The organism is Arthrobacter sp. cf158, from assembly GCF_900106835.1.
Taxonomy (GTDB): Bacteria; Actinomycetota; Actinomycetes; order Actinomycetales; family Micrococcaceae; genus Arthrobacter.
This window is the reverse complement of the sequence record NZ_FNNR01000011.1, coordinates 1-15,617: the sequence shown is the minus strand read 5'-3', so window position 1 is coordinate 15,617 and position 15,617 is coordinate 1. Positions and strand designations below refer to the sequence as shown.

Genomic DNA, 15,617 nt, shown 5'->3' with positions numbered 1-15,617 from the left:
ACGATCCTCAATAACTGGGTCAAACATTTCACCTACGTTGCGTAGTCCTGTGAAACGAATCACGCCATGGCATAGGGTAGTTGCTACGGGAAACTACCTCCGCACCACCTGAAGATCCAGCTGTTGAGAAGCGGGCATGTCCAAGCAAACGTCATTTTTCACCTCCATAGGCCGCCTGTACCCTCACGTGCGGCCCATCCTCCCCCGCCTGTTCATGGGCCTGATCTGTGCCCTGCTCGCCAGCATTGTTGCGCTGACCATCCCACAGGTATTGCGGGTCCTGGTTAACAACTCTCTGCAACCGGGCGGCTCCACGGATGCAGTCTGGATTGCCGCCGTCGTGATTCTTGCCCTGGGCATCGCTGAGGCGGGGCTGGTGGCCTTGCGTCGCCAGTTTGTGATCAACCCCGCCACAACGGTTGAGACCCGGATGCGCGTCACTCTTTATGGGCACCTGCAACAGCTCACCGTCGCGTTCCACGACCGCTGGGGCTCGGGCCAACTGCTCTCGCGGGCCATGACGGACCTGAGCTTCCTTCGCCGCTGGATGGCGTTTGGCGCGATCATGCTGGTGGTCACCACCCTGACAGTCATCATCGGGGTTGGGGTGATGTTCTCCATGAGCTGGCAATTGGCGCTCATTTTCCTGGGCGCGGCCGTGCCGATCATGATCAGTTCCTTCCGTTTCCGTCGCCGCTTCAGCCTGGTGGCGCGCCTCAGCCAGGACCAGGCTGGTGACCTCGCCACCACCGTTGAAGAGTCAGTCCATGGCATCCGCGTCCTGAAGGCTTTCGGCCGCAGCCGCGAGGCTCTGGAAAACTTCAACGGCCAGGCGGAGGAACTCCGTCAGACCGAGATCGCGAAGGCCAAACAGCAGGCCAGCTTCACGTTGGTGGTTACTTTGCTGCCGGAATTGGCGCTGGGCGTAGGCCTGGTGGTGGGCATCATGCTGGCCTCCAGCGGCCAGCTGAGCATCGGCTCGCTGGTGGCTTTCTTCGCCACCGCAGCGGTAGTGGCCACGCCGGTGGAATTCTCCGGCATGCTCCTGGCCATGGCCCTGACGGCCAAAACTGCGCTGGACCGCCATTTTGAGGTCATGGATACCCAGAACACCATCACGTCGCCGGATCACGCCACGGTGCCGGAAACGGCCAAAGGCGCCTTGCGCTTTGAGCACGCTGGTTTCGGGTTCGACGACGGCGGGACCCTCCTGCACGACATCACCCTTGATATCCGTCCCGGCGAGACCATGGCCCTGGTGGGCATCACCGGCAGCGGCAAGAGTGCTCTGCTCCAGCTGGTCCCCCGCCTGTACGACGTCACAGAAGGTGCCGTGACGATTGACGGCGTGGACGTGCGCGATTACGACATCGAAGAGCTCCGGAGGATCGTGGCCGTCGCGTTCGAGGACACCACGTTGTTCTCCAGCTCGGTGCGGGACAACGTCCTCCTGGGAGCTCCGGATCCCAGCGACGCTGCCCTGGACGAAGCATTGGACGTGGCGCAGGCACACTTCGCCTACTCGTTGCCGGATGGCGTGGACACCCTCATCGGCGAGGAGGGGCTGAGCCTGTCTGGTGGCCAGCGGCAACGTATCGCTTTGGCCCGTGCCATCGCGGCCAAGCCGGGAGTCCTGGTGCTTGACGATCCCCTCTCTGCCTTGGACGTGAATACGGAAGAACGCGTTGAGGCCCGCTTGCGCGAGGTCCTCCGCGAAACCACCACCCTGATCGTCGCGCACCGCCCGTCCACGGTGGCTTTGGCGGATCGCGTCGCTTTGCTTGAAAACGGAACCATCACCGCCGTCGGGACCCACACGGAACTGTTGGCCGAAAACGATCACTACCGGTACGTCATCGCCAGCCTGGACGCTGGTCCAAAGGATCTGGATACCGAATTGGACGAGCTCGAAGAAGCCGAGGAGGCCCGCCGGTGAGTGCCACAACATTTGGAACGGCCAACGAGGACAACACGCTCCTCACCAAAGCAGACAGCAAAACCGTACGACGCCGGTCACTCACCTTGCTTGCCTCGCTCATCCGCCCGGTGCGGTTGCGTTTCTGGTTGACGATTGTGATGGTGGTGGTCTCGCAGCTCACCAGGGTTGCCGGACCTGCCCTGATCGCCTTTGGGATCGACAACGCCCTGCCAGCGCTGCAGGCGGGTAACAACGGCCCCCTGGTCCTGGCGGGCGCCCTGTATCTGGCGGCTGCTATCGCTACAGCAGGAATGACCGCGCTGTACGTGACGTCCACGGCACGGCTGAGCCAGGCCATGCTCCTGGACCTGAGGCTCCGGGTCTTCCGGCACACGCAGCGGTTGAGCCTGGAGTTCCACGAGAAATACACGTCGGGCCGGATCATCGCCCGCCAGACCTCTGACCTTGAGGCCCTGCGTGAACTCCTGGACTCGGGCGTGAGCTCCCTGGCCTCCGGCATGCTCTTCATGCTGTTCACCGCCATCACGGTGTTTGCCTTGGATTGGCGGAGCGGCCTGATCATGCTGGCGGCAGGCGTCCCTATGTTCTTCCTGGCCCGCTGGTACCAGAAGCACTCGCAGATCGCTTTCCGCGAATCCCGGGTGGTGTCCGCGCGCCTGATCGTGCACTTCGTGGAGACCATGACCGGAATCCGCGCAGTGAAAGCATTCCGCAAGGAGCGCGAGAATGCCGGCCGCTACGGGGAGTTGGCCGAGGACTACCGCAAGAACACCGTCCGCTCCATCAACCTGAACGGAATTTTCCAGCCCGGCCTGGTGCTGATCGGGAACGTGTGCGTTGCTGTGGTCCTGCTCTTCGGAGGCTTCCGTGTGCTCAGCGGTGACCTCGCCGTCGGTGTCCTGCTGGCCCTGATCCTGTCCACCAAGCGCTTCTTCCAGCCGGTGGACCAGATGGCCATGTTCTACAACTCGTTCCAGAGCGCGCAGGCTGCATTGGAAAAGGTGTCCGGCCTCCTTGAGGAAGTTCCCACGGTCCGTCCGCCCAAGACCCCGGTGCCTTTGAAAAGCTCGCGCGGTGAGATCGATTTCAAGTCCGTGGAGTTCGGGTACGGCGACGGCCAGGTAGTGGTTCCCACGATGGACCTGCACATCCCAGCCGGGCAGACCGTTGCCTTGGTGGGCCAAACGGGCGCCGGCAAATCCACCTTGGCCAAGCTCGTGGCACGCTTCTACGACGTCACGTCCGGGGCCATCACCCTGGACGGCATCGATCTCAGGGACTTGTCCACCGCAGACCTGCGCCGAGCGGTGGTGATGGTGACCCAGGAAGCATTCCTGTTCAGCGGATCAGTAGCGGACAACATCGCGCTGGGCCGGCCTGAAGCATCCCGCCAAGAGATCGAAGCCGCTGCAGTAGCCGTGGGGGCCCACGAATTCATCACCAGCCTGCCCGAAGGCTACGACACCGACGTCAACAAGCGCGGCGGACGCGTGTCCTCGGGTCAACGCCAGCTCATTGGCTTTGCCCGCGCCTTCCTGGCCGCGCCGGCTGTACTGATCCTGGACGAAGCTACATCCTCCCTGGACATCCCGTCCGAGCGCATGGTCCAACAGGGATTGGCGCACCTTCTGGAAGGTGTGGCGGGCGCGAACTCTGCACGCACGGCGATCATCATTGCCCACCGCCTGTCCACCGTGGAGACAGCGGACAGGGTTTTGGTGGTCCACGACGGACGCATCGTGGAAGACGGGACACCGGCTGAACTGATCAGTGGAGGCGGCCGTTTTGCGCAGCTGCACGGCGCGTGGCGGGACTCGCTGGTGTAGCTCTTCTGTACAGCGTGGCTGTGACAAGAGACACCCTCTCCTCGATTTCGCATCACGCTGCGATTCAGCTATCCTTGAACAGTTGCTTTCGCAGCGGATCGGGATGTAGCGCAGCTTGGTAGCGCGCTTCGTTCGGGACGAAGAGGTCGCAGGTTCAAATCCTGTCATCCCGACCAATAACGGAAATGGCGTCGAGAAATCGGCGCCATTTTCTGTATCCGGGAACTGTCCGTAGTTATTCGCCAGGGCCGGGATTGGTCCAGGCCACGCATCCCCCAGGGCAAAAGAAAACCCCGGGGCATCGCTCGTCACGCCCCGGGGTTCTCTGCAAAACTACTGCTTACATGGGATCAGGCCAGTTGCCAATGGACGACGTTGTGTACGTCGGCGGCGTGGTGGTGGTTCCCTTGGTTGGTGCAGCGATGCGCATAGGATCAGGCCAGTTGCCAATGGCACTGATGGTGCTGCTGGAGTCCACTGCCGGAGCAGCAGAAACGACTGCGGGAGCCGCAACCGCCAGAGTCAGTGCGCCCGCCACGGCCACTGAAGCGATGATTTTTTTGAACATGGTATTTCCCCAATGCGAGTCGGATTCGTTATGGAAATTGCGTGGTCCCTGTTGACATACATTGTAAAATGTTTTCCACAGAGACTGTCAAGGTTTTGGTCAAAAGACACCTGTAGGAGGGGACCCGTGGGAAACGGATTCGGCGAGAAGCTACGTGCCGAACGGCTCGAACGTGGGTTAACGCAGGCAGAGCTGGGCAAGAACCTCTACTCTCCCAGCTATATCTCGCTGCTTGAGACCGGCCGGCGTGAGCCCACGGCGGAGGTCATCGAAGAGCTGGCCCGCCGGTTGGAACTGGCGCCCAAGGCCTTGGAAGCGTGGAGCCAGCCCGTTTCCGTGAGCGACGCCGAATACGTCCTTGCGGGACTGTATGCCCGGCAAGCCTGGGACCTGCGCGACTACCAACTCGCAGCCAGCCATGCTGCTACCGCCGCGCAGATCGCCCTGGAAGCCAAGAACAACAGCGCCTGGTGGAACATGACGTACATGCAGGCCGAGTGCGTGATGAAGCAAGGCCACCTCAAGGAATGCCAACAGATCGTTGAGCACCTGCTGGAACACCCCATGGCCACCGAATCCGCAGGGCTCGGGGTGCGCGCATGGCAGATGCTTGCCGCTGTGTGTCACGGACAAGGTCAGCTGGCCACCGCCGTCGAGCATGCAAAGCAGGCAGTGAAGCTGTGCGAGCAGCTACCCAAGGGATCCACCCTGATCATCGGCGCGCACCGCGCGTTGATCGGTGCGCTTGCGGAGAGCGGCAAACTGGACGAGGCCTGGACGTACTGCCTGGCCATGATTGAGCACATGGACGAGCATTCCATGTCGCAACTGGCCGGCGAGGTTGCGTGGGTGGTGGGCAATGTTGCCTTCATGCGCCACGACTATGTGGAGGGCATCAAGCACCACGAGCGCGCCGCCAAGCTCCTCTCCCCCGCCAACGACATCGAACTGTGGGCCCGCTTCAACAAGGCGTCAGCTGCGGTCCGCCTGTCCTCGGGCATTGTGGAACCGGAAACCCTCTCCGCCATAGAGCGCGCAGAACTTGCCTTGTCGATTGTGGGCGGAAACAAGACAGACCAGCTGGAAGTCGCCTTTATCCGCGCCCGCTGGCTGTACCTGACCGGTGACATTCCCGCAGCGGTGGAGAAGCTCCGCGAAATCTACGAGGACCGCAAGGTCTTGGCCCGGCACACCGCAGGCGAGGTTTCCCTCCTTCTGGGCAAGTCCCTCAAAGCGGCCGGTGAGGCATCCGAGGCACTGCATTACCTGGAGGAGGCACAGCACGACTTCAGTGCGGCTGGAGCGTCAGACCGCGTGCAGCAGGCCATGGACGCAGTGCTGGAGATCCGCTTGGCCGAGCGCCGGGCCGCGAAGGAACACTCGGAGGCGTAAGCCCCAGACACGAAACTGCCCCGGACCAGTGCGGTCCGGGGCAGTTTGCGTTACGGGTCAGGCGAAAGTGCGCCCAGTGAGTTTCTCGTACGCTTCGACGTAGCGCGCACGGGTGCGCTCTACCACCTCGGCGGGAAGTGCCGGCGGCGGAGTGTCCGAGGACTTGTCCCAGCCTGACTCGGCGGAAGTCAGCCAGTCGCGGACATATTGCTTGTCATACGACGGCTGGGACTTGCCCGGCGCGTACGTGGAAGCATCCCAGAACCGCGAAGAGTCCGGTGTCAGCACTTCGTCGCCCAGGGTGATGATGCCCGTGCCAGCGTCGATGCCGAACTCCACCTTGGTGTCTGCCAGGATGATGCCGCGTTCACGGGCAATTTCCTCGGCGCGGGTGTAGATCTTCAGCGTGAGCTCGCTGAGGCGGGCTGCGATGTCATCGCCCACCATCGCCACAACGTCGTCATAGGTGATGTTGACGTCGTGCTCGCCCACTTCGGCTTTGGCAGAAGGCGTGAAGAGAGCCTTTTCCAGGCGCGAACCGTCAACCAGGCCCTCGGGAAGCGGGATCTCGCAGACCGTACGGGATTCCTTGTACTCGGCCAGGCCTGAACCAGTGAGGTAACCGCGCGCGATGCACTCCACCGGGAACATATCCAGCTTCTTGCAGATCATGGCACGGCCCTGGACGGCGGCAGGAACGCCACCTTCCACCGTGGACGCCAGCACGTGGTGCTCAACATCCAACTGGTCAAACCACCACAGGCTCAGCTGCGTCAGCACACGGCCCTTGTCCGGAATCTCGCTGCTCAGGACGTGATCGTAGGCGCTGATGCGGTCGCTGGCCACAACCAGGACGCATTCCTGGCCGATCTTTTCCGTGATGGCTTCGTCGGCCGGCACATAGAGGTCGCGGACCTTGCCGGAGTAGACGTGGGTCCAGCCGGGCAGGTCCAACGTTTCCGTTTGAAAGCCGCCGTTGGGGATGCCTTCAGTCATGCTTAGGCCTGCACTTTCGGGATGGTGCCGGTTGCCGTGTACGGCACGCGGATTTCGCCGCGCGCGGCCTTGCCCCCGATGTCCGTGCGGAACTGTGAGCCTTCAAGCTGAACCAGTTCCACGCCGTCGTACGCTTTTTCGCGGGCCTCCACCAGATCGGAACCGAGCGCAACCACGGCCAGGACGCGGCCACCGGCCGAGACAACCTTGCCTTCGTCGTCCAGCTTGGTGCCGGCGTGGACTACGTGCACGCCGTCCAGCTCGTCAACCTTCTTCAAGCCACGGATGCGATCGCCCGTGCGGGGCGCGTCCGGGTAGTTTTCAGCAGCAACGACGACGGCGACTGCCGTGTCCTTGGACCAGCGCAGCTCTTCTGCGGTGTCCAGTTCCCCCTTGGCAGCTGCCAGCAGCAGCGCACCCAACGGCGTCTTGAGGCGGGCGAGGACAGCCTGCGTCTCGGGGTCTCCGAAGCGGACGTTGAACTCGATGACGCGCGTGCCGCGGGACGTCAGCGCGAGGCCGCAGTAGAGGACACCGACGAACGGCGTGCCGCGGCGGGCCATCTCGTCCACGGTGGGCTGGGCCACGCGGTCAATGACTTCCTGGACCAGGCCTTCGGGAGCCCACTCGAGCGGGGTGTATGCGCCCATGCCGCCGGTGTTGGGGCCTTCGTCGTTGTCGAAGATGCGCTTGAAGTCCTGCGCCGGGGACAGCGGAACAGTGGTACGGCCGTCACAGAGAACGAACAGGGAGACCTCGGGGCCGTCAAGGAATTCCTCAATGACCACGGATCCACCGGCGTCGAAGCATGCTTGGGCGTGTGCCAGTGCTTCGTCGCGGTCCTTGGTGACCACGACGCCCTTGCCGGCGGCCAGGCCGTCGTCCTTGACGACGTGAGGGGCACCGAAGGTGTCCAGCGCATCGGCAGCTTCCTCGGCGTTGGTGGCCACGCGGGCCATGGCCGTGGGGACGTTTGCCTCGGCCATGATCTGCTTCGCAAAAGCCTTGGAAGCTTCCAGCTGGGCAGCTTCCTTGCTGGGACCGAACACAGGAATACCGGCTGCACGGACGGCATCGGACACACCGGCAGCCAGCGGCGCCTCGGGTCCAACCACCACCAGGTCCACGCCCAGCTTGGTGGCGAGGGCGGACACGGCTTCCGGGTTGTTCCCGTCGATCGCGTGGGTGGGAACGAGTTTGCTGATGCCCGCGTTGCCCGGGGCCGCGTGGACCTCGGAGACGTTGGGGTCTTCAAGCAGAGAGCGGACAATGGCGTGTTCGCGGCCGCCTGGGCCAATGACGAGTACCTTCACAGTCTTCAAGGGTACTTTGTGCAGCGCGCTCGGCCTAAGCTGTGTCACTTCCCGGACCTGCTCGCGCGCAGGATGACCGGGGAATATCCCCTCCGCGCCCTAGACTTGGCTGTATGCCCATGAGTTCGCATGAAACGTTCAACGTTGAGTCCGCGGTGGAACTGGCAGTGATCGAACGAAGTGGCTTTATTGAGTCCCGGCACATCGGCGCGGCCGTGGTTCTTGCCGGTGACGGCTCGGTGGTCACCCGTCTTGGTGACATTGACGCCCCCATCCTGGCCCGCTCCACCCTCAAGCCTTTCCAGGCACTGGCGTCCATGCAGTCCGGCGTGCCGCTTCGGGGCGCCCAGGTTGCTGTCGCCTGCGGAAGCCACACCGGCTCCCTGGACCATATGGATGTGGTGGAGGGGATGCTCAAGGCTGCCGGCGTCCGGGAAGAGAACCTACAGTGCCCCACAGCGTGGCCACAGGACGAAACAGCCCGCAACTGGCTGGTCCGTTCAGAGCGTGGACAATCCAAGCTGGCCTTCAACTGCTCCGGTAAGCACGCCGCGTTCCTGTGGGCCTGCACGGAAAATGGCTGGGACCTGCGCAGCTACCTCGAACCGAACCACCCGCTCCAGCAGAGAGTGCGCTCCGTCATCGAGGAGTACAGCGGCGAAGCCATTTCACACCTTGGCATCGATGGCTGCGGAGCCCCTGTGGCAGCCATCTCCCTGACCGGTTTGGCCCGGGCATACTCACGCCTGGCCAAGTCCCCGGGAGACTCCTCCTCCAACGCACGCGCCGCCACCATCGCCACGTCCATGCTGGACTACCCTTGGGCGGTCCAGGGCAAGGGCGAATCCAACACCATCGTCATGGAAGAACTGGATGTCATTGCCAAGATCGGCGCGGAAGGCGTCCTGGTTCTGGCAACGCCCACCGGCGCTACCGTGGCGGTGAAGATGCTGGACGGGAACCTCCGCGCCACTTCCTTGGTGGGGCTGACCCTCCTTGCCGTGAGCGGAGCCGTGGACATCCCGGCTGTTTCCAGCGTCCTGGAACGTGTGGTTGAGCCCGTACTCGGCGGCGGACGACCGGTGGGAAAGATCCGGCTGGGTCACGCCGTTTCCGCCCTGCTGGACTAGTACTTCTGAGGAGAACACCCATGGCCGTCGCACGTCGCCGCGTCAACATTGAGGAAGGCCGCGCCGCGCTGGCAGCGTGGCAGGCCGCCGTCGAGCCTTCCGGCAGTGCCGGTGAGCCGGGCAGCGGCGCCGGGACACCGCCGTCGCGTTCGTTGATTGCGACGGCGGTGCGTTACTCCCTGGAGGAAGTCACCGCACGCGCACCCGGCAATTCGGTAGAGGTCCGGGTGCCCCCGTTCGGCGTCACGCAATGCGTCGAAGGCCCCCGCCACACGCGCGGCACTCCCCCGAACGTGATCGAGTGCGACGCCGCCACGTGGCTTTCGTTGGTGACGGGCAGGATGTCGTGGGCGGACGCTGTTTCGAACCACCAGCTGGCAGCGTCCGGTCTGCGTGCTGACCTCTCCGAACTACTGCCGCTCTAATCGAGTTTTTTAACAGCTGTGCCCCTAAGACCAGGTCTTAGGGGCATCAGCTGTACAAAACTACCGGTTAGTCCGGGCACACCGGGGCTGAAGGTTGCCCCTTCTTGCTCATCTCGAACTGCGGGATGTCGTCAGCTGCGGGACCGCCCCGGAACTTCGGTGATGGATCCTGGCCTTCGCTGATGCGCTGAAGTTCCTGCTCCTCAAACACATCTTCCTTGCCGAGCATGACGGCGGAGTCGTGGTTGGTGATTTCGCCGTTGAATGCGCGGACCATGACGCTGCGGTCGAACTGGCCTTCCCACTTGGCGACGACGAACGTCGCCACGCAGTTGCCCAGCAGGTTCACCACGACGCGCATGGAGTCCATCAGGCGGTCGGCTCCGAGGAGGAGCGCGACGCCGGCAACCGGGAAGATACCGAGGGCCGCTGCCGTGGCGGAGAGTGCCAGGAAGGACGAACCGGGGACGCCTGCCATGCCCTTGGAAGTCAGGAGCAGTACGCCGAGGGCTGCCAGCTGCTGGCCGAGATCCAGGTTATGACCGAAGGCCTGGGCCAGGAACAGCAGCGAAATCGACAGGTAGATCGCGGCGCCGTCCAGGTTGAAGGAGTAGCCGGTGGGAACCACCAGACCGGTGGTGGCACGGGAACAACCGGCATTGGTCAGCTTGGTCATGATGCGCGGCATGACAGCCTCGGTGGAAGCCGTGCCGAGTGCCAGCAGGAACTCTTCCCGGGTGTACTTGAGGAACTGCCACAGCGGAACCCGGGCGAAGCTCCAGGCCACCAGGAACAGCAGGCCGATGAAGATGATGGCCGCGCCGTAGCATGCGGCTATCAGGAGGGCATAGGTACTGAGTGTCCCCAGCCCGTACTGGCCGATGATGAACGCCATGGCACCGAAGGCACCAATGGGGGCCACCTTCATGATCCAGGACATGATCTTGAAGATCAGCTCCAGGACGGTTTCCATGAGGCTGATCACCGGCAGGCACCGCTCGCGGCCGATGACCACGATGGCTGCACCGAAGAACACCGAAAAGAACAGGACCTGAAGCAGGCTGTTGTTGGCAAAAGCACCGATCACGCTGACGGGAATGACGTCCAGGATGAACGCTGCAGCGTCCTTGGGCGGAGCATTTCCGGTCTTGGCGTTGAGGGCATCCTGGGACAGCGTGGAGGGATCGATGTTCAGGCCGGCACCCGGCTGAACAATGTTGCCCACGATGAGCCCGAAGACAAGGGCAAAGAGGGTGGCGCCGGTGAAGTACAGGAGTGCTTTGACCCCGACCCTTCCGACCGCCTTGACGTCGCCCACTGCCGAGATGCCTGTGACAATCACGAGGAAAATCAGCGGGGCGATGATCATTTTGATGAGTTGAATGAATCCATCACCCAGTGGCCGGAGTGCGGACCCAATGGTCGGCCAAAAATGACCGATGAGCACACCTGCGACGACGGCGATCAGGATTTGAAAAAAGAGCGACTGGTACAGCCGCTTTTTCTTCTGCGGGGCCGAACTCGCCTTCAGCGCCGCGGGGTCTGGGATCTTCATTGATCTGAACCAATCAGTTGGGAACAGCCCCACATTTTGAGGGGGTTTTTCAAATGTAAGCCTGGTCACACCATTCCGCAAGGGGAAATTCAGTTTCCATATTGTGGAAGTCACATTTGGTTGGAAGCCTTCAGGCCCCGGGCCTCCACCACCTCTTTTGACGCAGAAATGCCCGGGACACACCCCTCCAACGGCGTGTCACGGGCATTCGAATAGCAAAGTGGGTGGTGGCTGTACGGGGCTCCCTTTGAGGGTGTGCGGACTCGCTAGCCGCGGCCCACGAAGGGCATGCCGGCAGCGGTCACCACCAGGGACCCCACACTGGCCGACGCCGGCATATTGGCCATCATCAGCACGGCACGGGCGGCGTCCTCCACAGGGAACATCGGCTCCACCTTCCGGCTGCCGTCAGCCTGCAGTGCGCCTGAGCCCACGCCAATGGTGTCCATGATCTCCGTGCGGGTATTGCCGATGTCGATCTGCCCGCACGTAATCCCGAATTCCCGGCCATCCAGCTCGATGCTCTTGGTCAGGCCGGTCATCGCGTGCTTGGTGACCGTATACGCCACCGACCTGGGTCTGGGTGAATGCGCCGAAATGGAACCGTTGTTGATGATGCGGCCGCCCTGCGGGACTTGGGCTTTCATGGCCCGCACCGCCTCGGCCGCGCACAGCATGGAACCGGTGACGTTCACCCGCAGGGTGGCCTCCCATTCGTCCACGCTGATCTCGCCAACATCCCCGGCCGGGCCGAAAATGCCCGCGTTGTTGAACAACACATCAACCCGGCCCCAGCGTTGGCGGACCTCCGCGAAAAGGCGGGCGACGTCGTCGGGCGCTGTGACGTCGCAGGGGACCGCAAGCGCGTCCGGATGATCGCCCGCAGTCTCCAGCAGTTGCGCCTCACGGCGGCCGGCCAGGGCAACGCGGTAACCTTCGGCGAGCATCAGCTTGGCGACGGCTCGCCCAATACCCGAACCGGCCCCGGTCACGACGGCGACCCTCGGGTTTGTGGGCGGGCTGGAGTCAGTCATGTGGTTGCCTTTCGGGGAAGTGCTTGTGGCAGCGTCAAGCCGTCAGCGTGCGGCTTCGGCATTCTGGTTTGCGGCCGGCTGGGATGCAGTTATCGGCCAGCCTATGACAGTCTTTGGACGCGGCGTGGCGTAGGTCCTCACTTTGGACGTGGACAAGCCTAGGCGCACCAGGGATTCAGCGATGGTGACCGCCGATGCCACTCCGTCCACCACGGGGACGCCCGTGCGCTGGCGGATCTGCTCGTCCAACCCGGCCATGCCGCCGCAACCGAGGACGATGACCTCGGCTTTGTCGTTCTGAACAGCTTGCTCAGCCTGGCTCACGATTGCTTCAACAGCTCGCTCCGGGTACTCCTCGAGCTCCAGCACGGCCATGCCGCTTGCCCTCACAGAAGCGCAGCGTGCTTCCAGACCGGCAAGCTTGAGGCGGTCCTCGATGAGCGGAACGGCGCGATCCAGTGTGGTGACCACTGAATACTTGTGGCCCAGGAACATTGCGGTACTGGCTGCTGCCTCGGTGATGTCCACCACCGGGACGTCCAGGAGTTCCTGAAGGCCTTCGCGGCCGTGTTCGCCATAGCCGGCCTGGATGACGGCGTCGAACGGTTCGGGATAGTTCACCACGGCATCCATCACGGCGATCGCAGCCAGGTAACTTTCAAAGTTCCCCTCGCAGGAGTCGGCGCCGAACCGTGGAGTGATGCCGACGATCTCGGTGCCCGGGGCAGCGGCCGCACGGGCCTGGGCCGCGATGGAGTCCGTCATGGACTGGGTGGTGTTGACGTTTGCGACAAGGATGCGCATGGGTTTCCTCTCAACGGCAGCGCCCGTCCCCTGCCGGGTGACCTTGGTCCGTTTGCTGGGACTCGATAAGTCAGTGGCCGGGAGGACGGGCGAGGCCTCAATCTTCGGTGAGTCAGTGGGTGCTGGCGACGGCGATCGGCTCGCCGGAGACGTCCTCATGGAGCTGCTTCTTGTCAGCCACCGCGAAGAACGTGAGCGCAGCTACGCCTGCTCCAATAAACCAGGCGAAGGGTGCTGCGGGCGCCAGTGCCGGAATGAACGCGATGGCGATGGCGATCGCTGCTGCCGGAATCATGGCGATGATGGCCCTTGGGTTGACGCCCCGCTTGTAGAAGTAGGCGCCCTGGGGATCCTCGGTGTAAAGCTCGGGGACGTTGACCTTGCCGCGGCGGACCAACCAGTAATCAGCCATGATGACGCCGAACAGCGGGCCGAGCAAGGCACCGAGGCCACCCAGGAAGTACACAATGACGATCGGGTTGTTGTAGAGGTTCCATGGCAGGATCACCAGGCCAATGGTGCCGCTGACCCAGGCTGCCTTGCGGAAGTTCAGGTGCCGCGGGAAGAGGTTGGTCAGCGCATAGACCGGAGCGACGAAGTTGGCCATCAGGTTCACGGCCACTGTGAGAATCAGCAGGGCGAGGCATGCCAGTACCAACAGCAGGGTGTTCGGGATGCTCTGCACGATGTCCGAGGGACTCTCGATGACAGTGCCGTTAATCTTGTATTGCCCGCCGGCCATGACCACCACAATGGCGCCGAAGACCAGCATGTTGATGGGGATGCCCCAGAAGTTGCCTTTGACGATGGACTTCTTGGAGGTGGAGGAGCGCGTGAAGTCACAGAAGTTCAGCACGAAGGTTCCGTAGATGGAGACCCACAGCGCACCACCGGCGAAGATGGTGAGCCACATTTCACCACCCTCAAGGCCCTTGATGCCGGACCACTGAATGGCGCCGCCGGCTTCGATGAAGACCCACACAGCAATCGCTGCCATGGTCACCAGGATGACCGGGCCTGCGAAGGCCTCGTACTTGCGGATCATCTCCATACCGAAGCTGACGATCACCAACTGCACGATCCAGAGAGCCACGAAGGAGAACCAGCCCAAGGTTGAGAGGCCAAGAATGGAGTTGCTGTCCAGGTCCTTCAGGCCGGGTGCCATAGCAACCAGCATCACCCGGAGGACCACCGAGGCCAGGTAGGTCTGGATGCCGAACCACGCCACGGCAACGGCGCCGCGAACCAGGCTGGCGATCTGCGCGCCCCTGATGCCAAAGCTGATGCGGCTCATAACGGGGAACGGGACGCCGGTCTTCTGGCCCATGAAACCGGAGAAGTTCAGGAGGGCAAAGAGAAGGACTGCGCCAATTCCAAGTGCCACCAGAATCTGCCAGCCGCCCAAGCCGAGCGAGAACAGTCCAATGGCAAACGCATAATTACCCAGGCTGTGGACGTCATTGGCCCAGAGGGTAAAGATGCTGTAGCTGGTCCACTTGCGGCCTTTGGCCTTGGTGGGAGCGAGGTCGATGTTGTAAAGACTGGGGCTGATGGTACGGCCTGATGCTTCGGAAGCAATAGCGCAAAGATCCGTGTTGCCCACGGACGGGTGGTTGGGGCCACCTTCAGGTGCGTCTCCCGGAGTACCAGTGACGCCGACTGATGAAGTCGTCTGCATCGTGGATCTCCACTTCGTACTGATTCCACATTGCGGAATCAAGTTATTGAATAGTGAAAACACTTTATGACGCAGGTCACTCGCCGTCAAGGTGTCACGAATGTAGGCAGGGTCACATTCGGTTGCTTGAGCACTGCTTTCCCAGTTGACTGTTTTGGTTACGCAATCCGTGTTGACGCTGCCCATCAGCAGACGTAATCTCGAATTGCAGAATTTTATTCTCACAATACGAAATTCCTTGAGCGCCCCCACAGAGCAAGCGCCCAGACATTCAATGAAGAGAGGTTGGACGTGGCTGCAGGAGAAGAGACCTCACACATCCTCAGCGGGTTGACTGCCCAGCTGCCTGATCGTGATCCGGAAGAGACCGCGGAGTGGATTGAGTCCCTTGATGCGTTGATCGCGGAGCAGGGTACCGAGCGTGCCCAGTACATTATGCGGTCGTTGTTGCAGCGGGCTGGTGCCCGGTCGGTGGGTGTGCCGATGGTGACGACCACTGATTATGTGAACACGATCCCGGTGGACCAGGAAGCGCCGTTCCCGGGGAACGAGGAGTTCGAGCGCCGGTACCGGGCGTATATGCGGTGGAACGCCGCGGTGATGGTCCACCGGGCGCAGCGCTCCGATATTGGTGTGGGCGGGCATATTTCCACGTATGCCGGTGCCGCGACGTTGTATGAGGTGGGGTTCAACCACTTCTTCCGCGGCAAGGACCACCCCTCGGGCGGGGACCAGGTGTTTTTCCAGGGCCATGCTTCGCCGGGCATGTACGCGAGGGCGTTCATGGAAGGCCGGTTGAGTGAGGAGGATTTGGACGGGTTCCGTCAGGAAAAGTCCAAGGAAGGCCACGCCCTGTCCTCGTACCCGCACCCGCGGCTGATGCCGGACTTCTGGGAATTCCCGACCGTGTCGATGGGTATCGGCCCGATGAACGCGATCTACCAGGCCCAGTCCAAC

The 15,617-nt window shown here is 62.6% G+C and carries 12 protein-coding genes, 1 tRNA gene and 1 pseudogene; 7 read left to right on the top strand and 7 right to left on the bottom strand.

Annotated features, from left to right (window positions below; translation table 11 throughout):
• The first annotated feature begins 136 nt into the window (after nt 1–136).
• The 3 genes from BLW08_RS19700 to BLW08_RS19690 all read left to right on the top strand — a co-directional run bounded on the left by BLW08_RS19700 (nt 137) and on the right by BLW08_RS19690 (nt 3,941).
• Nucleotides 137–1,936 (top strand): ABC transporter ATP-binding protein, encoded by a 1,800-nt coding sequence (locus tag BLW08_RS19700; protein ID WP_091327469.1) that lies wholly within the window; start codon nt 137–139, stop codon nt 1,934–1,936.
• A complete protein-coding gene (locus BLW08_RS19695; RefSeq protein WP_091327468.1) occupies nt 1,933–3,765 on the top strand; it encodes an ABC transporter ATP-binding protein in 1,833 nt (610 codons plus the stop codon). The genes BLW08_RS19700 and BLW08_RS19695 overlap by 4 nt, the downstream gene beginning before the upstream one ends.
• Before the next feature lie 99 nt (nt 3,766–3,864).
• Nucleotides 3,865–3,941 (top strand) — tRNA-Pro (locus tag BLW08_RS19690).
• 164 nt (nt 3,942–4,105) lie between these two features.
• Here the strand turns inward: BLW08_RS19690 and BLW08_RS19685 are convergent.
• Nucleotides 4,106–4,333 carry a hypothetical protein gene (locus tag BLW08_RS19685; protein ID WP_091327466.1) on the bottom strand — a complete coding sequence of 76 codons (228 nt, stop codon included), beginning with the start codon at nt 4,331–4,333 and terminating at the stop codon, nt 4,106–4,108.
• A gap of 126 nt (nt 4,334–4,459) precedes the next feature.
• Here BLW08_RS19685 and BLW08_RS19680 point away from each other — a divergent pair, with 126 nt between their 5' ends.
• Nucleotides 4,460–5,725, top strand: coding sequence for a helix-turn-helix domain-containing protein (locus tag BLW08_RS19680; protein ID WP_090816612.1), 1,266 nt, complete (start codon nt 4,460–4,462; stop codon nt 5,723–5,725).
• 57 nt (nt 5,726–5,782) lie between these two features.
• On the opposite strand, the gene BLW08_RS19675 is transcribed toward BLW08_RS19680, so the two are convergent.
• A complete protein-coding gene (locus BLW08_RS19675) occupies nt 5,783–6,721 on the bottom strand; it encodes a phosphoribosylaminoimidazolesuccinocarboxamide synthase (protein ID WP_091327463.1) in 939 nt (312 codons plus the stop codon).
• A 2-nt stretch (nt 6,722–6,723) separates the two neighbouring features.
• Nucleotides 6,724–8,034, bottom strand: coding sequence for a phosphoribosylamine--glycine ligase (purD, locus tag BLW08_RS19670; protein ID WP_090816604.1), 1,311 nt, complete (start codon nt 8,032–8,034; stop codon nt 6,724–6,726).
• A 113-nt stretch (nt 8,035–8,147) separates the two neighbouring features.
• Here purD and BLW08_RS19665 point away from each other — a divergent pair, with 113 nt between their 5' ends.
• Together BLW08_RS19665 and BLW08_RS19660 are read left to right on the top strand one after the other, a co-directional pair.
• Nucleotides 8,148–9,164 carry an asparaginase gene (locus BLW08_RS19665; protein ID WP_090816602.1) on the top strand — a complete coding sequence of 339 codons (1,017 nt, stop codon included), beginning with the start codon at nt 8,148–8,150 and terminating at the stop codon, nt 9,162–9,164.
• Between the two features lie 20 nt (nt 9,165–9,184).
• Nucleotides 9,185–9,589: a sterol carrier family protein gene (locus BLW08_RS19660; protein WP_090816599.1), complete on the top strand. Its 405-nt coding sequence runs from the start codon at nt 9,185–9,187 to the stop codon at nt 9,587–9,589.
• A gap of 67 nt (nt 9,590–9,656) precedes the next feature.
• Here BLW08_RS19660 and BLW08_RS19655 read toward each other — a convergent pair whose 3' ends face one another.
• The 4 genes from BLW08_RS19655 to BLW08_RS19640 all read right to left on the bottom strand — a co-directional run bounded on the left by BLW08_RS19655 (nt 9,657) and on the right by BLW08_RS19640 (nt 14,660).
• Entirely contained in the window at nt 9,657–11,144 is a 1,488-nt protein-coding gene (locus BLW08_RS19655) for a cation:dicarboxylate symporter family transporter (protein WP_090816596.1), read from the bottom strand.
• A 266-nt stretch (nt 11,145–11,410) separates the two neighbouring features.
• A complete protein-coding gene (locus BLW08_RS19650; RefSeq protein WP_090816593.1) occupies nt 11,411–12,178 on the bottom strand; it encodes an SDR family oxidoreductase in 768 nt (255 codons plus the stop codon).
• A 42-nt stretch (nt 12,179–12,220) separates the two neighbouring features.
• A complete protein-coding gene (locus tag BLW08_RS19645) occupies nt 12,221–12,982 on the bottom strand; it encodes an aspartate/glutamate racemase family protein (RefSeq protein ID WP_091327460.1) in 762 nt (253 codons plus the stop codon).
• A gap of 112 nt (nt 12,983–13,094) precedes the next feature.
• Entirely contained in the window at nt 13,095–14,660 is a 1,566-nt protein-coding gene (locus tag BLW08_RS19640) for an NCS1 family nucleobase:cation symporter-1 (RefSeq protein ID WP_090816587.1), read from the bottom strand.
• Nucleotides 14,661–14,951: 291 nt separating this feature from the next.
• On the opposite strand from BLW08_RS19640, the pseudogene BLW08_RS19635 reads away from it, so the two are divergent.
• Nucleotides 14,952–15,617: pseudogene (locus tag BLW08_RS19635) on the top strand (pyruvate dehydrogenase (acetyl-transferring), homodimeric type); the annotation flags it as partial.

Bases quoted from the DNA above. Each gene is read 5' to 3' on its own strand.
- BLW08_RS19645 (WP_091327460.1), bottom strand. From the start codon at position 12,982: ATGCGCATCCTTGTCGCAAACGTCAACACCACCCAGTCCATGACGGAC.
- BLW08_RS19675 (WP_091327463.1), bottom strand. From the start codon at position 6,721: ATGACTGAAGGCATCCCCAACGGCGGCTTTCAAACGGAAACGTTGGAC.
- BLW08_RS19660 (WP_090816599.1), top strand. From the start codon at position 9,185: ATGGCCGTCGCACGTCGCCGCGTCAACATTGAGGAAGGCCGCGCCGCG.
- BLW08_RS19700 (WP_091327469.1), top strand. From the start codon at position 137: ATGTCCAAGCAAACGTCATTTTTCACCTCCATAGGCCGCCTGTACCCT.
- BLW08_RS19685 (WP_091327466.1), bottom strand. From the start codon at position 4,333: ATGTTCAAAAAAATCATCGCTTCAGTGGCCGTGGCGGGCGCACTGACT.
- BLW08_RS19655 (WP_090816596.1), bottom strand. From the start codon at position 11,144: ATGAAGATCCCAGACCCCGCGGCGCTGAAGGCGAGTTCGGCCCCGCAG.
- BLW08_RS19665 (WP_090816602.1), top strand. From the start codon at position 8,148: ATGCCCATGAGTTCGCATGAAACGTTCAACGTTGAGTCCGCGGTGGAA.
- BLW08_RS19640 (WP_090816587.1), bottom strand. From the start codon at position 14,660: ATGCAGACGACTTCATCAGTCGGCGTCACTGGTACTCCGGGAGACGCA.
- BLW08_RS19650 (WP_090816593.1), bottom strand. From the start codon at position 12,178: ATGACTGACTCCAGCCCGCCCACAAACCCGAGGGTCGCCGTCGTGACC.